We start from the raw sequence: 19,851 nt of genomic DNA, 5'->3' as shown, positions 1-19,851 counted from the left end.
CCCGTTTTCTCATGCGAAGGGAGGCTTCGATGCCCTCTGACACTCTCGATTTCCTGATCTCCGGCGGCCCCGCAATCTGGGCCATTGCCGTCCTGTCTGTGGCCACTCTGGCGCTGATCCTGTGGAAAGTCTGGGACCTCTTGCGCTCCGGCATCTGGTCGGGCGGGCGCCACACCGAAGAAGCCGTCACGCTTTGGCAGCGGGGCGAGACCGAGACCGCCCGCAGCCGTCTGGCCGGGCGTCGCAGCCTGCGGGCGCGGCTCGCGCATCGCGCCATGGAGGTGCAGGGTGCCGAACATCTGCCGGACGAGCTGGCGCGCGAAGAGGTCGAACGCCTCGCCCGCGGGCTTTTGAAACGGGCCGCGACCGGGCTGCGCGGGCTGGAACTCGCGGCCACGATCGGGCCGCTTCTGGGCCTTCTGGGCACGGTTCTCGGCATGATCGCCGCGTTTCAGGCGCTTCAGGCCGCAGGTGCGCGCGCCGATCCCGCGCAATTGGCGGGCGGCATCTGGGAGGCGCTGCTGACCACGGCGGCGGGCATGGCCGTCGCGATCCCGGCGCAGGTCGCGCTGACATGGTTCGAGACGGTGATCGACGGGCTGCGCCATGACATGGAAGACATCGCCACCCGCATCTTCGTCCCGTTGAGCGACCCGCGACCGGAGCGCTGATCATGTTCACCTTCGAGCACCCGCGCAAACCCCGCCGCCCCGATCTCACGCCGATGATCGACGTGGTGTTCCTTTTGCTGGTGTTCTTCATGCTGGTGTCGCGCTTCGGGGCGCAAAGCGTGCTGCCGCTCTACCCGGCGGGCGGAGACGGTGCCGCAAGCTGGGACGGGCCGCCGCGCGTCGTCGATCTCTATGCCAATGGCGAGATCGGCCTGAACGGCGAGCCGGTCTTTGCCGAGCACCTGTCGGGCTGGCTGCGGCCTCTGATGCCGTCGCCCGATTCCCCCGTGATCCTGCGCACGCATGACGCCGATTTGCAGCAGTTGGCCGACGCGGTGGATCGCCTGTCTGGCGCGGGGATCACCCGGCTGATCGTGATGGAGTAGCGCCATGAAATTCGCCTCTCCGCCCAAAAGTCGCGTTTCGGTCGGGCTTCTGCCGATGATCAACGTCGTGTTTCTCTTGCTGATCTTCTTTCTGATCGCAGGCGAGATGCAACAGCCGGAGCCGATCGACGTAAACCTGCCCGATGTCGCCCATGCGCAGGAGGCCGAGGGCGATCTTTCGCTGTATCTCGGCCCGGACGGTCGTCTGGCTTTTCGCGATCTCGATGTGGCCTTCGAGGACCGGCAAAGTCTTATGGCGGCGCTTTCTGAGAGCCTGACGGACTGTGGCGGCGACACTTGCGCGCCGGTGCTCCTGCTCCATGCCGACCGGGACGCCCCCGCGCGGCTGATCGCGGAGCTTTTGCCGGAGCTTGGCGCCGCAGGGTTTGAGCAGGTCAATCTGGTGGCCATGGGCCGTGGCACAGCGGAGCGCGGACAGCCATGAGCCGGGCGTTGGAAATCCTCGGCTTTCTGACCCTGTCGCTCGCGGCGCATGCCGCGCTGCTCGGTTGGGCACCTGACCCGAGCGGACAACAGTCGCAAGGCGAAGACGGCAGCCAGCTTGTCAGCCTGAGCGCATCTTCGGCGTCGCTCGAAAGCCTTGTCGAAACATGGGACGATTTTGCGCCCCCGGAGGTGCAAGCCACGGCCCCGGCGCAAGAGACGCCCGTACCGACGGAGAGCGCTCCAGACCTTGCGGCGATGATGCCCCTGCCGCTCGAAGCCCCGAAAATGGCGGTGAACCTCAGCCCCCCGACCGTGGCGACAGAGCCGTTCGACGCGCCTGAGGCCCCGGAACAGCCGCCGCGCCCCGAGCCGCCCAAAGCGTCCGCGCCCCCGAAAAGCCGGCAATCGGCCGAGGCCGCCGGTCAGAAGGCTGCGGGGACAGGTGGAATGGGCGCGCAGGGTGTGGCAGGCACAGCACAAACCGCGACGGTCGATCCGGGGCGGGCCCAGCGCGACCTGAGCCAATGGGGCAGCTCTCTGCGCGCCGCCATCGAACGCAAGAAACGCTACCCTTCGGAGGCGCGGGGCACACAGGGCAGCGTCCTGTTGCGAATCTCCGTTGCGCGTAACGGTGCGCTGTCGGGCGTTTCGGTGCTGCGCTCCTCCGGCAATGGTCTGCTCGATCAGGCGGCGCTGCGCGCGGTGCAAAGCGTCGGGCAGTTCAAGCCCGCCCCCGCAAGCTTGACCCGCCCGAGCTACACGTTCGATCTGAAGATCAGCTTTTCGCCGCGCTGAGGAGACCGCACGTCAGAGGGGCGTCCCCCCCTGACCCGAAATCACCCTTGCCCGCGTTCCGGGAATTTCATCGTGTTGTCGATGGCCCGCACCAGATTGGTCGCGTCGGGCCAGAGGCTGGGACCGCTTTGAACCGTAGAGAGACCGATGGTGCCATCCGCCTTGACCCAAACCTGAGCCGGTTCGATGTGAATCGGCGGCGCCCCCTCTTCGGAGCTGTTGCGGGTGATATGGAGCCCCCAGTCCCGTGCGAGGCTTTCCGGATCGAGACCATAGCCAAGCGGCAGGCGGATCAACTGCATCTTTTCCTGAAGCGCAGCCGTATCCGCCTGGGTTTCACAGCCGACGGCAAAGACCCGCACACCCCGGATGGCGAAATCGCCGATCCGGTCATCGAGCTCCTTGAGTTGCAGCCGGGACCATTTGCAATGCGACCCGCGGTGAAACGCCACAAGCGTTCCGCCCGGAGGCGCACCCTCTGCGATGTCGCAAATACCGTGCCGGAATGTATCGAACCGCAGCGCGGGCGCCGGGGTGCCCGGAATCAGACGGCCAGCAGATTGTGTCATTGGCCACCTCCGATGTGCTGTGAAAGACCCTGAGACAAAGGCCGTGAAAGCCCTGCGTCAATTTGGCCGCCCCCGTGAGCGCACAGCCTGCGCCAGGGGCCGCAACAGATCGGACGCCCCTGACGCTTTTCGTTGTAATTCAAAGAAAAATCCATGGTTCTCCTCCTCCTCCAGGCCAGATCGCAAGGGCTTTCCCGTGGTCACATTCCGCCTGAGTGATGTGGTGATATCCCGGGTTCGTTTGTCAATCGAGAAAAAAATATCGTTTTTATTTGACAGCAACGATTAATTCTCACCATGATCCAGACCACGAAGCGTGTGGAGGACGCGCCGAGGAGGAGACATCAATGCCAGACGGAAGCCCGCTTTCGGCCCTGCACAGCATCCGGTTCAAAGGATGCGAGACCGATATCCTGTGCGCCGAGGACCAGAAGGTCCTGATGGCCATGGAACAAAAAATCCATTTCCCCAACCCGCGCCCGGTGCGGGTCGGGTGTCGCAAAGGTGGCTGTGGCGCCTGCCGCGTGAAGGTCACCAAGGGGAGTTACACGGCCGAGAAATCGAGCCGCACCCATGTCACGGAGGAGGAGGCCGCCGAAGGCTATGCGCTGGCCTGCCGGATCTCGCCGCGCAGCGACCTTGAACTCGAACCCGCCTTTCTCGGCCCCCGCCGCCCGGTCGAAAACGGCGACTGATCGTCAAATTTATAGGTGTCAGAGGAGGAAAACCTATGTCTCAAGAAGGACTTTTGCGTCCAGGGATCATCCAGCTCCGAGTGCTGGATATGGACGAAGCCATCACCCATTATCGCGACCGGATCGGTCTCGATTTCGTCTCTCAGGAAGCCGATGGCCGCGTCTACCTGAAGGCCTTTGATGAATTCCATCGCCACTCGGTCGTGCTGCGCGAGGCCGACAGCGCCGGTATCGACTTCTTCGCTTTCAAGGCCGACGGGCAGGAGGCCGTCGACGGGTTCCGCAAGCGGATTGAGGAGTACGGCGTCGACGTGACCGATGTGGCAGAAGGCGAAATGCCGGGCACCGGCAAACGGATCTCCTTCATGATCCCCTCTGGCCATCGCATTGACATCTATGCCGATATGGAGCTGTCCGAGACCGCGCCCGAGACCCACAATCCCTATGTCTGGAAAGACGAGCCGCGCGGCATGCGCGCCCAGCGGCTGGACCATTGCCTGCTTTACGGGCCGAACCTGCCGGAGGTGGAAAAGTTCTTCACCGAGGTGCTCGATTTCCACATTCCGGAGCGCGTCGACCTGCCGGATGGCACGCTGGCGATCTGGATGACCGTGTCGAACAAGGCGCATGACATCGCCTTCGTGAACCACCCGGAGCCGGGCAAGCTGCACCATGTCGCCTTCTTTCTCGAAGACTGGAGCGATATCGGCCACGCCGCCGACGTGATGACGCGCTACGACATTTCCCGCGACATCGGACCGACCCGCCACGGGATCACGCGCGGACAGACGATCTATTTCTTCGATCCGTCGGGCAACCGCAACGAGGTCTTCTGTGGTGGCTATACCGCCTACAAGGATCACCCGACGCGGGTCTGGGACGGCAATCACGTGGGCCGCGGGATTTTCTACTACGAGCGCCAGATGAACGACGCCTTCCTGTCGGTGGTGACCTGACATGGAGGCGACCCGTCCCAGCCGCAGATTGACCGCCATGGCCGCATTCGAGGCGGTGCGCGCGGCCGTGACCCGCGCCGAAGAGTTGGCCGTGGCCGTCAACGCCAGTGTCGTGGATGCAGGCGGGCGAGAGATCGCGTTTCTGCGCGGGGACGGGGCCTTTCTGCCCTCGGGTCAGATTGCCCGGGACAAGGCCTATACGGCGGCGGGGTTCGGCCTGCCGTCCGGTGAGCTTTACCAAGCCCTGTCCGGGGAACCGGCCGTGCTTTCGGGGATCACCGGGCAGCCGAATATCGCGGCCTTTCCGGGCGGGGTGCCGATCCGCGTGGAAGACGAGCTGATCGGCGGCATTGGCGTGTCCGGTGCCTCGGCGGAACAAGATGACATCTGTGCAAGGGCCGGGCTGGCCGCCATCGGGCTTGGGCACAGGGAAGGATGAGACAATGAGAGACGGGCTAATGACCTTCACACAAGAAGCGATGCATTTCATCAACGGGGAATTCACCCCCGGCACGTCGGGGAGAACCTTCGACAATATTTCGCCGGTGACCGGCAAGAAGATCGGCATCGTGCATGAGGGTCTCCAGCCGGAGGTGGACGCCGCTGTGAAAGCCGCGCGCGCCGCACTTCACGGCGAATGGGGCTATCTGCCCATGGCCCATCGCGCCGAGATGCTCCATGCCGTGGCCGACGAGATCAACCGCCGGTTTGACGATTTTCTGGAGGCGGAAATCCTCGACACCGGCAAGCCAAAAGGGCTGGCGTCGCATGTCGACATCCCGCGCGGCGCGGCGAATTTCAAAATCTTCGCGGATCTGGTGAAGAATGTCCCCACTGAAAGCTTCATGCTCGACACGCCCGACGGGTTCGGTGCGGTGAACTATGGCGTGCGCAAACCCAAGGGGGTGATCGCGGTGATCAGCCCATGGAACCTGCCGCTGTTGCTGATGACGTGGAAAGTCGGTCCTGCACTGGCCTCCGGCAACACGGTGATCGTGAAACCCTCGGAGGAAACGCCGCTCACGACCACGCTTTTGGGCGAGGTGATGAACACCGTGGGCATCCCGAAAGGTGTGTTCAACGTGGTGCATGGGTTCGGCCCGGACAGCGCGGGCGCTTATCTCACCGCGCATCCGGATGTCGATGCGATCACCTTCACCGGTGAAACCCGCACCGGCGAGATCATCATGCAGTCCGCCGCCAAGGGCCTGCGTCAGGTGTCGATGGAATGCGGCGGCAAGAACGCCGGGATCGTCTTTGCCGATTGCGATATGGACAAGGCGATCGAGGGTACGCTGCGCTCGGCTTTTGCGAACTGCGGTCAGGTCTGCCTCGGCACGGAGCGGGTCTATGTCGAACGTCCGATTTTTGACGAGTTCGTTTCCCGCCTCAAGCAAGGCGTCGAGATGATGAAGCTCGGGCCATCCGAGGACCCGGAAACCTCCATGGGTCCGCTGATTTCGCAGGAACATAAATCCAAGGTGATGTCCTATTACAAACTCGCCGTGGAAGAAGGCGCGACGGTCGTGATCGGCGGTGGTGAACCCGAGATGCCCGACGAGTTGAAAGGCGGCGCATGGGTCGAACCGACGATCTTTACCGGCCTCTCGGAAGATGCGCGCTGCATCAAGGAAGAGATTTTCGGACCGGTGTGTCACATCGCGCCTTTCGACACCGAAGAAGAGGTGATCAAACTGGCCAACGATACGAAATACGGTCTCGCGACCGCGATCTGGACCGAGAACCTGACCAAGGCGCATCGCGTGGCGCGTCAGATCGACGTGGGTCTGGCTTGGGTCAACTCGTGGTTCCTGCGCGATCTGCGCACAGCATTCGGTGGCTCGAAACATTCAGGCATCGGGCGCGAAGGCGGAGTGCATGGTCTGGAGTTCTATTCTGAACTGACCAACGTCTGCGTGAAACTCTGAAGGACAGGTAAATGACAAGCGAAGCAAATATCCAAAAGGCGGCAGACCAGCTCTGGAAGGCCTGGGAAGATGGCGCGCCCAGCGCGCCGATCAGGGGGCTTCTCGACGAAGGCGATGTGGACGCGGCCTATGCCGTTCAGGAAATCAACACCAAGCGCTGGCTGGGGGGCGAAGAGCGTGTGCTCTCCGGTCGCAAGATCGGTCTGACCTCGGTCGCCGTCCAAAAACAGCTCGGCGTCGATCAGCCGGATTACGGCATGCTCTTTGCCGATATGGAATACATGGACGGCGAAGAAATCCCGATGTCGGCGGTGCAACAGCCGAAGGTCGAAGCGGAGATCGCCTATGTCGTCGCCGCTCCGCTGACCGGCGGGCATATCACCATGGTCGATCTGATGGCTTCCATCGGCTACGTGGTTCCGGCGCTCGAAATCGTCGGATCGCGGGTCAAGGACTGGGACATCCGCATCACCGACACCATTGCCGACAATGCCTCGTCTGGGATCTATGTCCTCGGCCAAACCCCGAAACGCGCCGGCGATTTCGATCCGCGTCTCTGCGGCATGGTGATGACCCGCAACAACGAGCCGGTCTCCGTCGGCGCGGGCGCGGCCTGTATGGGCAGCCCCCTCAATGCCTCCCTATGGCTGGCGCGGACCATGGCCAAGGCCGGTCGCCCGCTTGGACCGGGCGACGTCATTCTCTCCGGGGCGCTTGGCCCCTTTGTCAGCGCCGAACCCGGCGATGTCTTCGAGGCCCGGATCAACGGTCTGGGTTCCGTTCGTGCTGCTTTCGCAAAGGAATAAGACAATGGAAAAGATCAAATGTGCCATCATCGGGTCGGGCAATATCGGCACCGATCTCATGATCAAGATCATGCGCAACTCCAAAGTGCTGGAAATGGCCGCGATGGTCGGGATCGACCCGAATTCTGACGGTCTGGCCCGTGCCGCGCGTCTGAAAGTGGCGACCACCCATGAAGGCATCGACGGCTTGGTGAAACTGCCCTGCTACAAGGACATCCGCATCGTGTTCGACGCCACCTCGGCGGGGGCGCATAAGCATCACAACGAAGTGCTGCAAAAAGACGGCAAACAGGTGATCGACCTGACGCCTGCCGCCATCGGCCCGTTCACCATTCCCCCGGTGAACCTCGACGCCAACCTCGACCAGATGAACGTCAACATGGTTACCTGCGGTGGCCAAGCGACGATCCCGATGGTGGCCGCTGTGAACCGCGTCTCTCCGGTGATCTACGGCGAAATCGTCGCCTCTGTGTCCTCGAAATCCGCAGGCCCCGGCACACGCGCCAATATCGACGAGTTCACCGAAACGACCGCGCATGCGATTGAGGCCGTCGGCGGCGCGAAGCGCGGCAAGGCGATCATCATTCTGAACCCGGCCGAGCCGCCGGTGATCATGCGTGACACCGTCTATTGCCTCTGTGAGGAAGCCGATCAGGAGGCGATCCGCAAATCCATCCTCGACATGGTCGAAGAGGTGAAAACCTATGTGCCGGGCTACCGTCTCAAACAGGAGATTCAGTTTGAGCACTTCGGTGACAACAACCCGCTGACCATCCCGGAAAGCGGCGGCAAATTCACCGGTCTGAAGGTCTCGATTTTCCTCGAAGTCGAAGGCGCAGCCCACTACCTGCCGGCTTATGCGGGCAACCTCGACATCATGACCTCTGCGGCGATGAAGACCGCCGAAGCCCTCGTTCACAAACGCAATTGGGTCAAGGAGGCCGCATAAGATGACCAAGGTTTACATTCAGGACGTGACGCTCCGCGACGGCATGCATGCGATGCGCCACCAATACGATCTGGGCCATGTGCGCGCGATTGCGCAGGCTCTCGACGAGGCCGGTGTGGATGCGATTGAAGTGACCCATGGCGACGGGGTTGCAGGCTCGACCTTTAACTACGGCTTTGGCCGCCATACCGATGTGGAATGGATTTCTGAGGCCGCGAAAGTGGTGAAGAACGCCAAGCTCACCTGCCTTCTGGTGCCAGGCATCGGCACGCTTGAGGATCTGAAAAAGGCGTTTGACGCCGGTGTGACCTCTGTCCGCGTGGCGACCCATTGCACCGAGGCCGATGTCGCCGCCCAGCATATTCGCGCTGCGAAAGAGATGGGTATGGATGTCTCCGGCTTCCTGATGATGGCGCATATGAACCCGCCGGAAAAGCTCGCCGAACAGGCCAAGCTGATGGAAAGCTATGGCGCGGATTGCGTCTATTGCACCGACTCCGGTGGTCGCCTGACGATGAAAGACGTCTCCGCCCGGATGGAGGCCTATAAGGCCGCGCTCAAACCGGAAACCCAGATCGGCGCGCATATGCACGAGAACCTGTCGCTGTCCGTGGCAAACTCCGTCACCGCCGTCGAGCATGGCGCGTATCGTGTCGATGCCTCACTTGCCGGCATGGGGGCGGGCGCGGGCAACACGCCGATCGAAGCTTTCGCCGCCGTCGCCGATCTTTACGGCTGGGAGCATGGATGCGATGTGTTCAAATTGCAGGACGCCGCCGAAGATCTCGTCCGTCCGTTGCAGGACCGTCCGGTGCGCGTGGACCGCGAAACCATGACGCTGGGTTATGCCGGGGTCTATTCGTCCTTCCTGCGTCACGCCGAACGCGCTGCGGATATGTACGGGCTCGACACGCGGGACATTTTGGTGGAACTGGGCAAACGCCATATGGTCGGCGGGCAGGAAGACATGATCGTCGATGTCGCCCTCGATATGGTCAAAGCGAAAGAGGCCGCAGCATGAAGACTCTTGCAGAACTGGCGGAATACGTGGACGAGGCAGCCCGCACGGCCACGGAAATTCCGCAAATTTCCGACACGCATCCGCTGAGCGTCGAGGACGCCTACGCCGTGCAGGCGCTCTCGATGCAGCGCCGCTACGCGCGGGGCGAAAAGCGGATCGGCATTAAAATGGGCCTGACCTCGCGGGCCAAGATGATCCAGGTGGGCGTCTCCGACGTCACCTGGGGCCGTCTGACCGATGCGATGCGCGAAGAGGAGGGCGGCGTGGTCTCCATGTCGCGCTTCGTCCACCCGCGCGTCGAGCCGGAGATCGCATTCCTCATGAAGAAACCGCTCTCGGGCAAGGTTTCTGCCCTTGAGGCCATGTCGGCGGTGGAGGCCGTGGCCCCCGCGCTCGAGATCATCGACAGCCGCTACAAGGCGTTCAAATTCGATGTGGGCGACGTGATCGCGGACAATTCGTCCTCGTCCGGTTTCGTGGTCGGCACATGGCACAGCCCGGAGATCGACATTTCAAACCTTGGCATGGTGCTGTCGATCAATGGACGTCCGCAGGAAATCGGCTCGTCGGCCGCGATCCTCGGCAATCCGGTGCGCTCGCTCGTCTCGGCGGCGCGCATGGTGGCCTCGGCGGGGGAGGAACTCAAACCCGGCGACATCGTTCTGGCGGGCGGCGCGACGGCGGCGATCCCGATGGAAGCGGGACAATCCGTGCTGCTCGAAGTCGAAAACCTCGGCCAGATCGGGTTCAACATCGGAGATTAGACCATGCCGTTCATCGAAGTGACACTGGTCGAAGGCCGCACGCCGGAGATGAAAGCCAAACTGATCGAGAAAGTGACGGAGGCGACGGTCGAGGCCATTGGTGCCCCGATAGAGGCCATTCGCGTCTGTATCCGCGAGGTTCCCAAGGAAAACTGGGGTGTCGCGGGGAAACAGAAATTCGTCACCAGAGACTAGAGAGGTCGCCATGACCGAAACACTCGTGGAACCGGGCCAGGAAGGCCCGGTCACCGTCTCGATCTCGCGCCGTGTAAAACCCGGGTTCGAGGCGCATTATGAAGACTGGCTGCACGGGATTGTCGCTGCCGCCTCTGATTTCCCCGGTCATATGGGGGTCAACATCCTCAAACCCTCGGGCGCGACCGACGGGCGCTATGTGTTGATCTACAGGTTCGCCACATGGGCGCAGTGCCAGGCCTGGGAAGACAGCCAGACCCGCGCCGATTGGGTCGGCAAGCTTGGCGACATTGTCGAGGGCGAAGGCGAACGCAAACGCGTCACCGGGCTTGAGGCCTGGTTCGAACTGCCCGAGGTTCCGGCGGCGAAACATGCGCCGCGCTGGAAAATGTCCCTCGTGTTGATCGTCGTGGTCTTTGCGCTGGTCTACCCGCTGCAACTCATCGTGTTACCGCTGGTTCCCGGCTGGCCGCATTGGCTCAGGACGCTGACCATCGCGGTGATCCAGGTGCTGCTGATGACCTATATCTTCATGCCGCGGGTGACCAAGGCGCTGAAAGGCTGGCTCTTCGCCTGAGGTCCGGAAAACAGACCGTGAAAGACGCCCCTTTCAGGTCAGATCGTGTTGCCGGATGAGATCCGTGTAGGATTTTTCGATATGTGCCTCGACTGCGGCGACGCAGGTCTCGACCTCGCCCGAGATGGCCGCATCGAAAATCGCCTTGTGCTCCGTGCGCACATCGCGCCGCAGCGTGCGATCACCGATCAGCCGGCGGTGATAGCGGTAGGAATGCTGGTGCAGCGTGCTGCGAAACCGTTTCAGCCAGGCATTGTCGCAATTCTGCACGAGGCAGTCGTGGAAATTGGAATTCCACTCGTCCCAGTCATGGGCATATTCGTTTTTGCCCTCGCCGATGAGACGCGCCTCGATCCGCGACAGGCGGTGATAGGCGGCGACCAGATCGGCCTCCCATTCCTCGGTGCGATTGGCGAGAGAAATCCGCAGGGCCTGCGCCTCGATCATCTTGCGCGCATCGGTGATGTCACGAAAATCCTTGAGCGACAAAGGCGCGACGCGAAAACCGCGCTGCTGTTCCGAGGTCACCAGATTGTCGATCAACAGGCGTGAGATTGCCTCCCGCATGGTCGAGGTGGACACCCCGAATTCCTGACGCAGCCTGTCGACATGCAGACGGGCACCGGGGGCAAGCTCGCCCGATATGACCCGTTCACGGATCAATTCGTGCACCGTCTCGATGGCGGTCTTTTTGCTCGGCGCGTCGGTTTTGTCGTCTTTTGGGCGTTTTTGCGGCTGATTCATCTTGGTTTAGCGTTTCTTGCGGCTGCCTTTAGCAATGTCACCGCTATTCTGAAATGTCGAGGATCAGCTTTATTTTCTTCCATCAAAAAAAATTATCGTTTTTATTTTGACTAAACGATTTATGTGCGTAAGCTCCCTGTCACGAGGAGGAGTCGCTTGGGCTGGGAGGCCCTGTCAGCGACCCAAACAGTGGAGGAATAACACCATGAAATACCTGCTTGCGGGCGCGATGAGTGCTGCGCTGATGATCGGCGCGGCCTATGCCGAAGACAAGGTTATCGAAATGAGCTTTTCGCATGACCTGCCGACGCAACACCCGCTCCATTCCCAAGGGTTTCAGGTCTGGGCCGACAGCATTCGCGAGGCCTCGCACGGCACGCTCGACATCAGTTTCTTCCCGGCCGGTCAGCTCGGCAAGGCCGAAGACGAATATGACATCGCCAAATACGGCATCGCGGATTTCGTCTGGGCCAATCCGGGCCACACGCCGGGCCGCTTCCCGATCATGGCACTGGGCGAGCTGCCCTTCTTCATCAGCTCCGGTCTCGGCGGCACGCAGGCAATGAACGAATGGTATGCCGAGTACAAGGACCAGGAGATGGGCGACGTGAAATTCTGTGTCGTGCATCTGCACGATCCGGGCACACTGCATTCCACCTCGGAAATCCGGACCCCCGCCGACATGAAAGGCAAGACCATCCGCCCGGCCAACGGCACCATCGGGCGGCTCGTGCAGAGCATGGGTGGCTCCTCGGTGCAGGTCGGCCCTTCGGAGGCGCGCGAAGTGCTTGAACGTGGCGCAGCCGACGGCATCACCTTCCCGTGGCGCTCGATCTCGATCTTCGGCATGGATGACGTGGTTCATTACCACCTCGACATGCCGCTCTATGTCACGAATTTCATCATCGCGATGAACAAGGACCGCTACGAGTCCCTGTCCGAAAGCCAGCAACAGGTGATCGACGATCACTGCTCCCCGGAATGGGGCGCGAAAATCGCCGCGGGCTGGGTCGAATTCGACAACGAAGGCAAACGCCTGTTCCAGGAAAGCCCGGAGCACCATGTGCTCGAACTGACGGACGAAGAATTGACCCAGTGGAAGGACGCTTCGAGCTTCCTCTTGGAGGATTGGAAGGCGAATGTGACCGCGAAAGGTCTCGATGCCGATGCCATCTACAACGCATTCGTGGAACGGCTCGAAGCTCATGACGCAAAATTCTGACACCTCTGGCGGGGCCTTCGGGCTCCGCCGTTTCGCCACCTGGGTCGAAACCGCCGCCGCCTTCCTGATGGGGCTGGTGACGCTTCTGGCCTTTGTCTCCGCCGTGATGCGCTATGCGTTTTCCGCGCCGATCCCCGACAGCCACGACATCGGGCGTCTCGCCCTTGGTGTGGCGATTTTCTGGGGCGTGGCGACGGTGAATTACACCGGCACCCATATTTCCGTGGACCTGCTCTACGAGATGCTCGGAAAAGGCGTGCGCAGGGTGATGGATTTCTTTTCCACCTCGCTGGTGCTCGTCTCCTTTGCCGTGCTGACCGTGATGATGTCGAAGAACGCCCAGGACGTGTTCGCGACCGGAGAGCATTCCTATGACCTGCGGTTCCAGATCTGGCCAGCCTATTGGCTGATGGTGATCGGAGCGGGTCTGGCGACGCTGACCACGGCTTTGCGGCTCTGGCTCATCCTCAGGGACGAGACCCCGCACGCGCATGAGGACCAGTCGGTCCTCGTGACCGAAGACTAAGAATTAAGAGGATAAAATGGACCGGGAAACGGTTATGATCGTGGGCTTCATCGTCCTGTTTCTGATGATGGCCATCCGCGTGCCGATTGCGATCGCCATGAGCCTTGTCGGCATCGGCGGATTTGCCGCCGTCGTCGGCCCGACGCAGGCGCTGCGCCTCGTCTCGCTCTCACCGCTGTCGACGGCGACCACCTATCATCTGGGGATGATCCCCATGTTCATCCTGATGGGGTCTTTTGCGACCCGGTCCGGGATGAGCCATGAACTGTTCCGCGCGGCCGGTGCCTGGCTGGGGCATCGGCGCGGCGGGCTGGCGCTTGCGACCATCGCGTCCTGTGCGGGCTTTGCCGCCATCTCCGGCTCCTCCATCGCCACGGCAGCAACGCTGACCAAGGTGGCTTTGCCGGAGATGCGCCGGGCGGGTTATTCCGACTCCGTCTCCTCCGGCGTGATCGCTGCAGGTGGCACGGTCGGGATTCTCATCCCGCCCTCCATCGTGCTCGCGGTCTACGGCATCATCACCGAACAGGACATCGGCAAGCTGTTCATCGCCGGTCTCGTGCCGGGGATCCTGGCCGTCGCACTCTACATGCTGACCGTGACCTTCATCTCCTACATCCGGCCCCAAGACATGCCGGTGGGCGAGCGGCATGGCTGGGGCGAGCGCTTCAGATCCCTGCGCGACGTCTGGGCCATTGCGCTTCTGTTCCTTTTGGTCGTGGGTGGCATCTACGCCGGTGTGGTGACGCCCACGGAGGCGGCATCGCTCGGCGCCGTCGGTGCGCTGGCCATCGGGCTTCTGCGCCGTCGCCTGAGCTGGGCGGACATCAAATATTGTCTCGTCGACAGTCTGCGCATTTCGATCTCGATTTTCTTCGTCTTCATCGGTGCGCTGCTGTTCTCCTACTTCCTCGCCATCACCCGTGCGCCGCAGCAGGTGGCCGAATATCTCACCTCCCTGCCGCTGAACCCGATGGGCATCATGGTTCTGATCCTGATCCTGTATCTCGCGCTCGGCTGTGTGCTCGACTCGATGGCGATGGTGGTTCTGACCGTGCCGATCCTGTTTCCGGTCGTGACCAGCCTCGGCTTCGATCCGATCTGGTTTGGCGTCATGGTGGTTATGGCAATTGAGTTGGGCCTGATCACGCCACCGATCGGGATGAACGTCTTCGTCATCAATTCGGTGGAACGCAACATCGGCCTGACGACGATCTACAAGGGCCTCCTGCCCTTCATCGCCATCGACATCGTGCGAATCGGCCTGTTGCTTCTGTTCCCGTCCATCGCGCTTTTCCTTCCGAATATGATGTGAGGTGTCATGACTGAGAATCCCGAAATCGGCCTGACGATCACGGTGGATGGCATTGCCACCAATTACCACGACATGGGCCAAGCGACGCAGGGCACCACGCCGGTGCTCTTCATCCATGGCTCCGGGCCGGGGGTGTCGGCCTGGGCCAACTGGCGGCTCAACATACCGGTTCTGGCGGACCGCGGGTTTCGCTGTCTCGCGCCGGACATGATGGGCTTTGGCTATACGGACGCGCCAGAGGAGCTGAACTTCAGTCTCGACGGCTGGATCGCGCATCTCGAAGGCTTCACCAAGGCCCTCGGGCTGGAGAAATTCTCCATCGTCGGCAACTCCTTTGGCGGTGCGCTGGCGCTGGCCTATGCCATCCGCCATCCGGAGCAGATCGACAAGATCGTGCTCATGGGGGCGGTCGGCGTCGAGTTCCCGATCACCGAGGGGCTCGATCTGGTCTGGGGCTATGAGGCGAGCCTCAAGAATATGCGCAAACTCCTGGGTGTCTTCGCCCATGACACACGTTTCGTGAACGACGATCTCGCCGAGATGCGCCACAGGGCGACCCTGCGCGAAGGTGTGATGGAGAAATTCTCCGCCATGTTTCCGACTCCACGACAAGAGAGTGTCCGCATGATGGCCTCCGCCGAGGACGACATCGCCCGGATCGAGGCGCCTGCGCTCATCGTGCACGGGAGGGAGGACAAGGTCATCCCGGTGGAAAACTCGAAACGATTCTTCGAACTCATGCCCAATTCGGAGCTGCACCTGTTTCGCAATTGCGGCCATTGGACTCAGATCGAGAAAACTGCCCGGTTCAACGATCTTCTGACCGGGTTTCTGCTTTGATCGACCGAACGGCGTGATCCGCGCCCCGTTCGCCCAAAGCCCCTCCCGCCCCGACAAAGGTGAGTTCAGAGGGGGCCCGTCGCGACACGTCATGGGCCCGCACGTTTCAGGGAAAGACAAAAAGAAGCTTCCTGAAATTGACATATGTCATCGGCCCTACGGCCCAGCTTTGGCGTTCCGACGTGCACCGGTGAACCAGACACAGGGCGCCACCTCCGGATGGCGTTTTTCAGGACCGTCGCTGTGGCCTTGAGAGAGGGCCGCCTCAAGGGAAATTCTTGTGCAATACCGGCAAAAGCCCGCCCTGCTCTCCCGCACCCGGCTCTCTTGGCTAGACTTCATGCCAGCTTCACATTTATTATAAATAAAACAGTAAATTGGGTCATTTGATAGGAACGCAGCCATGCCACTCATAACTCCGGTCATTCTATGCGGCGGTTCCGGGACACGGCTTTGGCCCTTGTCGCGCAAGAGCTATCCCAAGCAGTTCGTGCCACTGATTGACGATGAAACCTTGTTTCAGGCCTCGGCGAAACGGCTCAGCGGCAGCCGGGGAGATTTGCAATTCGGCGCGCCGACCATTCTGACCGGATCGGATTTTCGCTTTATCGTCACCGAACAATTGCAGGAAATCGGCATTGATCCCGGAGCGATCCTGATCGAACCCGAAGGGCGCAACACCGCGCCCGCCATTCTGGCTGCGGCGCTGTACCTGCTCGACAGGGACCCGGACGCGATCATGCTGGTGGCGCCTTCGGATCACGTCGTGCCCGATGTGGATGCCTTCCATGCCGCGATTGAAAAAGGCCTGGCTGCGGTCGAGAATGGCAAACTCGTCACCTTCGGGATCAAGCCGACCCATGCCGAAACCGCCTATGGCTATCTGGAGCTGGCGTCTCAGCCCGATGCCTCCGGCGCCGCCGTCGATCTCAAGCAGTTCGTCGAAAAACCCGACGCATCCCATGCCGCCGACATGCTGGCGGCGGGAACCTTTCTCTGGAATGCCGGGATTTTCCTGTTCAAGGCACGCGACATCATTGCGGCCTTTGCTCAATATGCACCGAGTCTGAGCGCCCCGGTGACAAATGCCGTCGAGACGGCCCAGGCCGACCTCGGTTTCCTGCGCCTTGCGCCCGCGCCATGGTCACAGGCCGAGGATATTTCCATAGATTACGCGGTCATGGAAAAAGCCGACAATCTCGCGGTGGTGCCCTTTGACGGCGGCTGGTCCGATCTGGGCGGCTGGGATGCGGTCTGGCGGGAGACCGGGCCAGATGAAAACGGCGTCGTCACCTCAGGGGAAGCCACCGCGATCGAATGCGAAAACAGCCTGATCCGCTCCGACAGCGCGCATCTCGAACTGGTCGGGATCGGTCTGAAAAACATCATGGCCATCGCCATGAACGACGCGGTTCTGGTTGCGGATATGTCGCGCGCCCAGGATGTGAAGAAAGCGGTGGCAGCGCTCAAGACGAAGGGCGCTTCGCAGGCCACGCATTTTCCGAAAGACCACCGCCCCTGGGGCTGGTTCGAGAGCCTCGTGGTCGGCGGACGGTTTCAGGTCAAGCGAATCCACGTGCACCCCGGGGCCGCGCTGAGCCTGCAGAGCCATTTCCATCGCTCCGAACACTGGATCGTGGTCGAGGGCACGGCGCGCGTGACCGTCGATGACGAAGTCCGGCTCGTCACCGAAAACCAATCCGTCTACATTCCCTTGGGAGCGGTCCACCGCATGGAAAACCCCGGCAAGGTCCCGATGGTCCTGATCGAGGTACAGACCGGCTCCTATGTCGGTGAAGACGACATCATCCGCTATGAGGATGTTTATGCCCGCGGTCAGGGCGCAAAGGGATAAGACAAGATGGCTCCGAAATTCGGCACCAGCGGCTTGCGTGGTCTCGTCACCGAGCTGACAGACGAGCTTGTCGCGGATTACGTCCATGCGTTCCTGAGCACAGTGCGGCCCGGCACGCTTTATCTCGGACGCGATCTGCGCCCGTCCTCGCCCCGGATCGCCAAGGTGATCCGTGACACGGCACAGGCGGCGGGGGTCGACGTGGCGGATTGCGGCGCGCTTGGCACCCCCGCCCTCGCACTGGCGTCGATGGGTGCCAAAGCACCGGCGATCATGGTCACCGGAAGCCACATCCCTGCGGACCGCAACGGGCTCAAATTCTATCTCCCCGAGGGGGAGGTGTCGAAGCAGGACGAAGCGGCGATCAACGCGGCCTATGCCGAGAGGTCCCGTTACAAAGGTCACGAGACCGGCGCCTGTCGCGACGCGCCCGAGGCCGAAGCCCGCTATGTCGCGCGCTATATCGACGCCTTCGGCACGGACGCGCTCGGGGGGCTGAGGATCGGCGTCTACCGTCATTCCTCCGTCGCACGCGACACGATGGAAACGATCTTCCGCGGCCTCGGCGCCGAGATCGTCCCCCTCGCACAGTCCGACACATTCATCCCCGTCGATACCGAGGCCGTCGATCCCGAGACTCGCGACAGACTGCGGTCATGGTGCCATGAGCACCGGCTGGATGCCATTGCCTCCACCGATGGCGATGCCGACCGTCCCATGCTGAGCGATGAGACGGGCAAGGTCATTCCCGGGGATATTCTCGGCGTGCTGAGCGCACGCCTGCTGGGCGCGAAATCCGTGGTCACGCCGGTGTCCTCCAATGACATGGTGCGTCGCCTGCCAGAGTTCGATGAGGTGATCCTGACCCGTATCGGCTCGCCCTTCGTCATCGAGGGTATGGCCCGGGCGGCTCATCCGGAGATCGTGGGCTTCGAAGCGAACGGCGGCTTCCTTCTCGGCTTCGAGGCCCGGATTGCCGCCCCGCTCTCTCCCCTGCCGACCCGCGATTGCATGTTGCCGATTCTCGCACCGCTCGCTGCGGCACAAAGGTCCCGAACCTGCCTCACCGAACTGGTGGCCGCCCTCCCGCCCTGCTTTACCGCCGCCGACCGTGTGCAGGACATCGACACCGAAAAGGCCAAAGCCTTTCTCGACGCCCTGATCCGGGACGACACGGCCCGAACGGCCTTCTTTGCCCCCTTTGGCCATATCGCGACCACCGATCTGACCGACGGGCTAAGGGTCGATTTCGACAGCGGGGACGTGCTCCACCTGCGCCCTTCGGGCAACGCCCCGGAGTTCCGCATCTACGCGCAGGCGCAAAACGAAGACAAAGCCCTCGCCCTCGTCAGGCATGCATATCAAAGCGTCGCAAGCGCCGTGAGCTGACCGCAAGGGCGCATTCCGCTCACTTGGAACGGAGCGCATCCGGGGTCTGGCGCAAAAACCATGCGTAGGTTTCCTCGATCCCCTGGGAGAGCGGGATCGACGCGGTCCAGCCGAGCCGCGCCAGTCGGCTGACGTCCATCAGCTTGCGCGGCGTGCCATCGGGTTTGCTGGCATCGAACGCCAATTCCCCCTTGAACCCGGTCACGCGCGCGACGGTTTCGGCCAGTTCCCGAATCGTGACATCCGTCCCGGAGCCGACATTGATATGGCTGAGCATGGGCTCGGTCTCGCGCTGGTAAATCTCCGGGTCGAGATCGAGCACGAAGAGCGAGGCTTCCGCCATGTCATCGACATGGAGGAACTCACGCATGGGTTTGCCGGAGCCCCAGACGGTCACGGTCGGTGTACCGGCCTGAGCGGCTTCGTGAAAGCGTCGGATCAGAGCCGGCAGAACATGGGAGTTGTCCGGGTGGAAATTGTCTCCCGGCCCGTAAAGGTTTGTCGGCATGACGGAACGGTAATCGACACCGTATTGCCGGTTGTAGCTTTCGCAAAGTTTGATGCCCGCGATCTTCGCGATGGCATAGGGTTCGTTGGTGGGTTCGAGCGTCCCGGTCAGCAGCGCATCTTCACGCATCGGTTGTTCTGCCAGCTTGGGATAGATGCAGGAGGAACCGAGTTGGAGCAGCTTCTGAACCCCGGCCTCGTAAGCCGCATGGATCACGTTGCACTCGATCATCAGGTTTTCATAGATGAACTGCGCCGGATAGCTGTTGTTGGCAATGATCCCGCCGACTTTCGCCGCAGCCAGAATGACCTGATCCGGTTTCTCGGTTTGCATGAACGCCCGCACGGCGGCCTGATCGGTCAGATCCAGTTCGGCAGAAGTCCGGGTGATCAGAGCCAGATCCTCGCCTGCCGCCTGTCGCGCGGCCAGCTTGCGCAGGATCGCACCGCCGACCATGCCACGATGCCCCGCAACGTAAATTTTCTTCGCCATCGCCTACCCCGTCCACAAACAGTTTAAATCATCGCGCATCAGATGTACCAGTGCCACCGGATCGCGGCATGACGGCTGCGCGGACATCAATTTCCGGTCCAGATGTGTCATTTTTTCTGCATCTGCACAAGAAACATACAGTAACCGGCAGAAATCCGCGCTTTCACACAGACGGTCACTAGGCTGAGCTTCGGGTTTGTG

23 protein-coding genes are annotated in these 19,851 nt (G+C 61.8%); 20 read left to right on the top strand and 3 right to left on the bottom strand.

The window, feature by feature from the left end; genetic code table 11:
* The first annotated feature begins 29 nt into the window (after positions 1–29).
* The 4 genes from NH195_RS02025 to NH195_RS02010 are packed head-to-tail and all read left to right on the top strand — an operon-like array spanning position 30 to position 2,299.
* The gene (locus NH195_RS02025) at positions 30–671 is read left to right on the top strand and encodes a MotA/TolQ/ExbB proton channel family protein (protein WP_066702339.1); all 642 of its coding nucleotides are present in this window, start codon (positions 30–32) and stop codon (positions 669–671) included.
* A 2-nt stretch (positions 672–673) separates the two neighbouring features.
* A complete protein-coding gene (locus NH195_RS02020) occupies positions 674–1,057 on the top strand; it encodes an ExbD/TolR family protein (protein ID WP_066702337.1) in 384 nt (127 codons plus the stop codon).
* Positions 1,058–1,061: 4 nt separating this feature from the next.
* Positions 1,062–1,502, top strand: coding sequence for an ExbD/TolR family protein (locus NH195_RS02015; protein WP_066702334.1), 441 nt, complete (start codon positions 1,062–1,064; stop codon positions 1,500–1,502).
* Complete coding sequence (locus NH195_RS02010; protein WP_066702327.1) at positions 1,499–2,299, top strand: energy transducer TonB; 801 nt, start codon at positions 1,499–1,501, stop codon at positions 2,297–2,299. Before NH195_RS02015 ends, NH195_RS02010 begins: the two co-directional genes overlap by 4 nt.
* A gap of 41 nt (positions 2,300–2,340) precedes the next feature.
* Here the strand turns inward: NH195_RS02010 and NH195_RS02005 are convergent, their stop codons facing one another.
* Positions 2,341–2,868 carry a redoxin domain-containing protein gene (locus NH195_RS02005; RefSeq protein ID WP_066702325.1) on the bottom strand — a complete coding sequence of 176 codons (528 nt, stop codon included), beginning with the start codon at positions 2,866–2,868 and terminating at the stop codon, positions 2,341–2,343.
* A 347-nt stretch (positions 2,869–3,215) separates the two neighbouring features.
* On the opposite strand from NH195_RS02005, the gene NH195_RS02000 reads away from it, so the two are divergent.
* From NH195_RS02000 to NH195_RS01955, 10 genes are read left to right on the top strand one after another with little or no spacing between them, the layout of a single operon-like run.
* Complete coding sequence (locus NH195_RS02000; RefSeq protein ID WP_066702319.1) at positions 3,216–3,563, top strand: 2Fe-2S iron-sulfur cluster-binding protein; 348 nt, start codon at positions 3,216–3,218, stop codon at positions 3,561–3,563.
* Positions 3,564–3,598: 35 nt separating this feature from the next.
* The gene (locus NH195_RS01995) at positions 3,599–4,519 is read left to right on the top strand and encodes a catechol 2,3-dioxygenase (protein WP_066702317.1); all 921 of its coding nucleotides are present in this window, start codon (positions 3,599–3,601) and stop codon (positions 4,517–4,519) included.
* A gap of 37 nt (positions 4,520–4,556) precedes the next feature.
* Positions 4,557–4,958, top strand: coding sequence for a GlcG/HbpS family heme-binding protein (locus NH195_RS01990; protein WP_202906477.1), 402 nt, complete (start codon positions 4,557–4,559; stop codon positions 4,956–4,958).
* A gap of 19 nt (positions 4,959–4,977) precedes the next feature.
* Positions 4,978–6,447 carry a 2-hydroxymuconic semialdehyde dehydrogenase gene (locus NH195_RS01985; RefSeq protein ID WP_066702314.1) on the top strand — a complete coding sequence of 490 codons (1,470 nt, stop codon included), beginning with the start codon at positions 4,978–4,980 and terminating at the stop codon, positions 6,445–6,447.
* Positions 6,448–6,458: 11 nt separating this feature from the next.
* The gene (locus NH195_RS01980) at positions 6,459–7,253 is read left to right on the top strand and encodes a 2-keto-4-pentenoate hydratase (protein WP_066702311.1); all 795 of its coding nucleotides are present in this window, start codon (positions 6,459–6,461) and stop codon (positions 7,251–7,253) included.
* A 4-nt stretch (positions 7,254–7,257) separates the two neighbouring features.
* A complete protein-coding gene (locus tag NH195_RS01975; RefSeq protein ID WP_066702308.1) occupies positions 7,258–8,202 on the top strand; it encodes an acetaldehyde dehydrogenase (acetylating) in 945 nt (314 codons plus the stop codon).
* Between the two features lies 1 nt (position 8,203).
* Complete coding sequence (gene dmpG, locus NH195_RS01970) at positions 8,204–9,223, top strand: 4-hydroxy-2-oxovalerate aldolase (protein WP_066702305.1); 1,020 nt, start codon at positions 8,204–8,206, stop codon at positions 9,221–9,223.
* Positions 9,220–9,987, top strand: a complete 768-nt coding sequence (locus tag NH195_RS01965; RefSeq protein ID WP_066702302.1) for a 2-keto-4-pentenoate hydratase — start codon at positions 9,220–9,222, stop codon at positions 9,985–9,987. Before dmpG ends, NH195_RS01965 begins: the two co-directional genes overlap by 4 nt.
* A 3-nt stretch (positions 9,988–9,990) precedes the next feature.
* Complete coding sequence (locus tag NH195_RS01960; RefSeq protein ID WP_066702299.1) at positions 9,991–10,182, top strand: 2-hydroxymuconate tautomerase; 192 nt, start codon at positions 9,991–9,993, stop codon at positions 10,180–10,182.
* Between the two features lie 10 nt (positions 10,183–10,192).
* Positions 10,193–10,759 (top strand): antibiotic biosynthesis monooxygenase, encoded by a 567-nt coding sequence (locus NH195_RS01955; RefSeq protein WP_066702297.1) that lies wholly within the window; start codon positions 10,193–10,195, stop codon positions 10,757–10,759.
* A gap of 33 nt (positions 10,760–10,792) precedes the next feature.
* On the opposite strand, the gene NH195_RS01950 is transcribed toward NH195_RS01955, so the two are convergent.
* On the bottom strand, positions 10,793–11,503 hold the full coding sequence (locus tag NH195_RS01950; protein ID WP_066702295.1) for a GntR family transcriptional regulator: 711 nt from the start codon (positions 11,501–11,503) through the stop codon (positions 10,793–10,795).
* Between the two features lie 205 nt (positions 11,504–11,708).
* Between NH195_RS01950 and NH195_RS01945 the strand changes: the two genes are divergently transcribed.
* The 6 genes from NH195_RS01945 to NH195_RS01920 all read left to right on the top strand — a co-directional run bounded on the left by NH195_RS01945 (position 11,709) and on the right by NH195_RS01920 (position 18,650).
* On the top strand, positions 11,709–12,725 hold the full coding sequence (locus tag NH195_RS01945; RefSeq protein WP_066702292.1) for a TRAP transporter substrate-binding protein: 1,017 nt from the start codon (positions 11,709–11,711) through the stop codon (positions 12,723–12,725).
* Positions 12,709–13,251, top strand: a complete 543-nt coding sequence (locus NH195_RS01940) for a TRAP transporter small permease (RefSeq protein ID WP_066702290.1) — start codon at positions 12,709–12,711, stop codon at positions 13,249–13,251. Before NH195_RS01945 ends, NH195_RS01940 begins: the two co-directional genes overlap by 17 nt.
* A 16-nt stretch (positions 13,252–13,267) precedes the next feature.
* Positions 13,268–14,566 carry a TRAP transporter large permease gene (locus NH195_RS01935; RefSeq protein ID WP_066702288.1) on the top strand — a complete coding sequence of 433 codons (1,299 nt, stop codon included), beginning with the start codon at positions 13,268–13,270 and terminating at the stop codon, positions 14,564–14,566.
* A 6-nt stretch (positions 14,567–14,572) separates the two neighbouring features.
* The gene (locus NH195_RS01930; protein WP_066702285.1) at positions 14,573–15,406 is read left to right on the top strand and encodes an alpha/beta fold hydrolase; all 834 of its coding nucleotides are present in this window, start codon (positions 14,573–14,575) and stop codon (positions 15,404–15,406) included.
* A gap of 403 nt (positions 15,407–15,809) precedes the next feature.
* Entirely contained in the window at positions 15,810–17,261 is a 1,452-nt protein-coding gene (locus tag NH195_RS01925) for a mannose-1-phosphate guanylyltransferase/mannose-6-phosphate isomerase (RefSeq protein ID WP_066702282.1), read from the top strand.
* Positions 17,262–17,267: 6 nt separating this feature from the next.
* A complete protein-coding gene (locus tag NH195_RS01920; protein WP_066702280.1) occupies positions 17,268–18,650 on the top strand; it encodes a phosphomannomutase in 1,383 nt (460 codons plus the stop codon).
* 19 nt (positions 18,651–18,669) lie between these two features.
* Here the strand turns inward: NH195_RS01920 and fcl are convergent, their stop codons facing one another.
* Positions 18,670–19,650 (bottom strand): GDP-L-fucose synthase, encoded by a 981-nt coding sequence (fcl, locus tag NH195_RS01915; protein ID WP_066702278.1) that lies wholly within the window; start codon positions 19,648–19,650, stop codon positions 18,670–18,672.
* Positions 19,651–19,851 lie beyond the last annotated feature (201 nt).

The sequence above is a fragment of the Celeribacter ethanolicus genome (assembly GCF_001550095.1).
Taxonomy (GTDB): Bacteria; Pseudomonadota; Alphaproteobacteria; order Rhodobacterales; family Rhodobacteraceae; genus Celeribacter; species Celeribacter ethanolicus.
The sequence above is the reverse complement of the archived record's forward strand: the minus strand, read 5'-3'. Positions and strand labels throughout refer to the sequence as shown.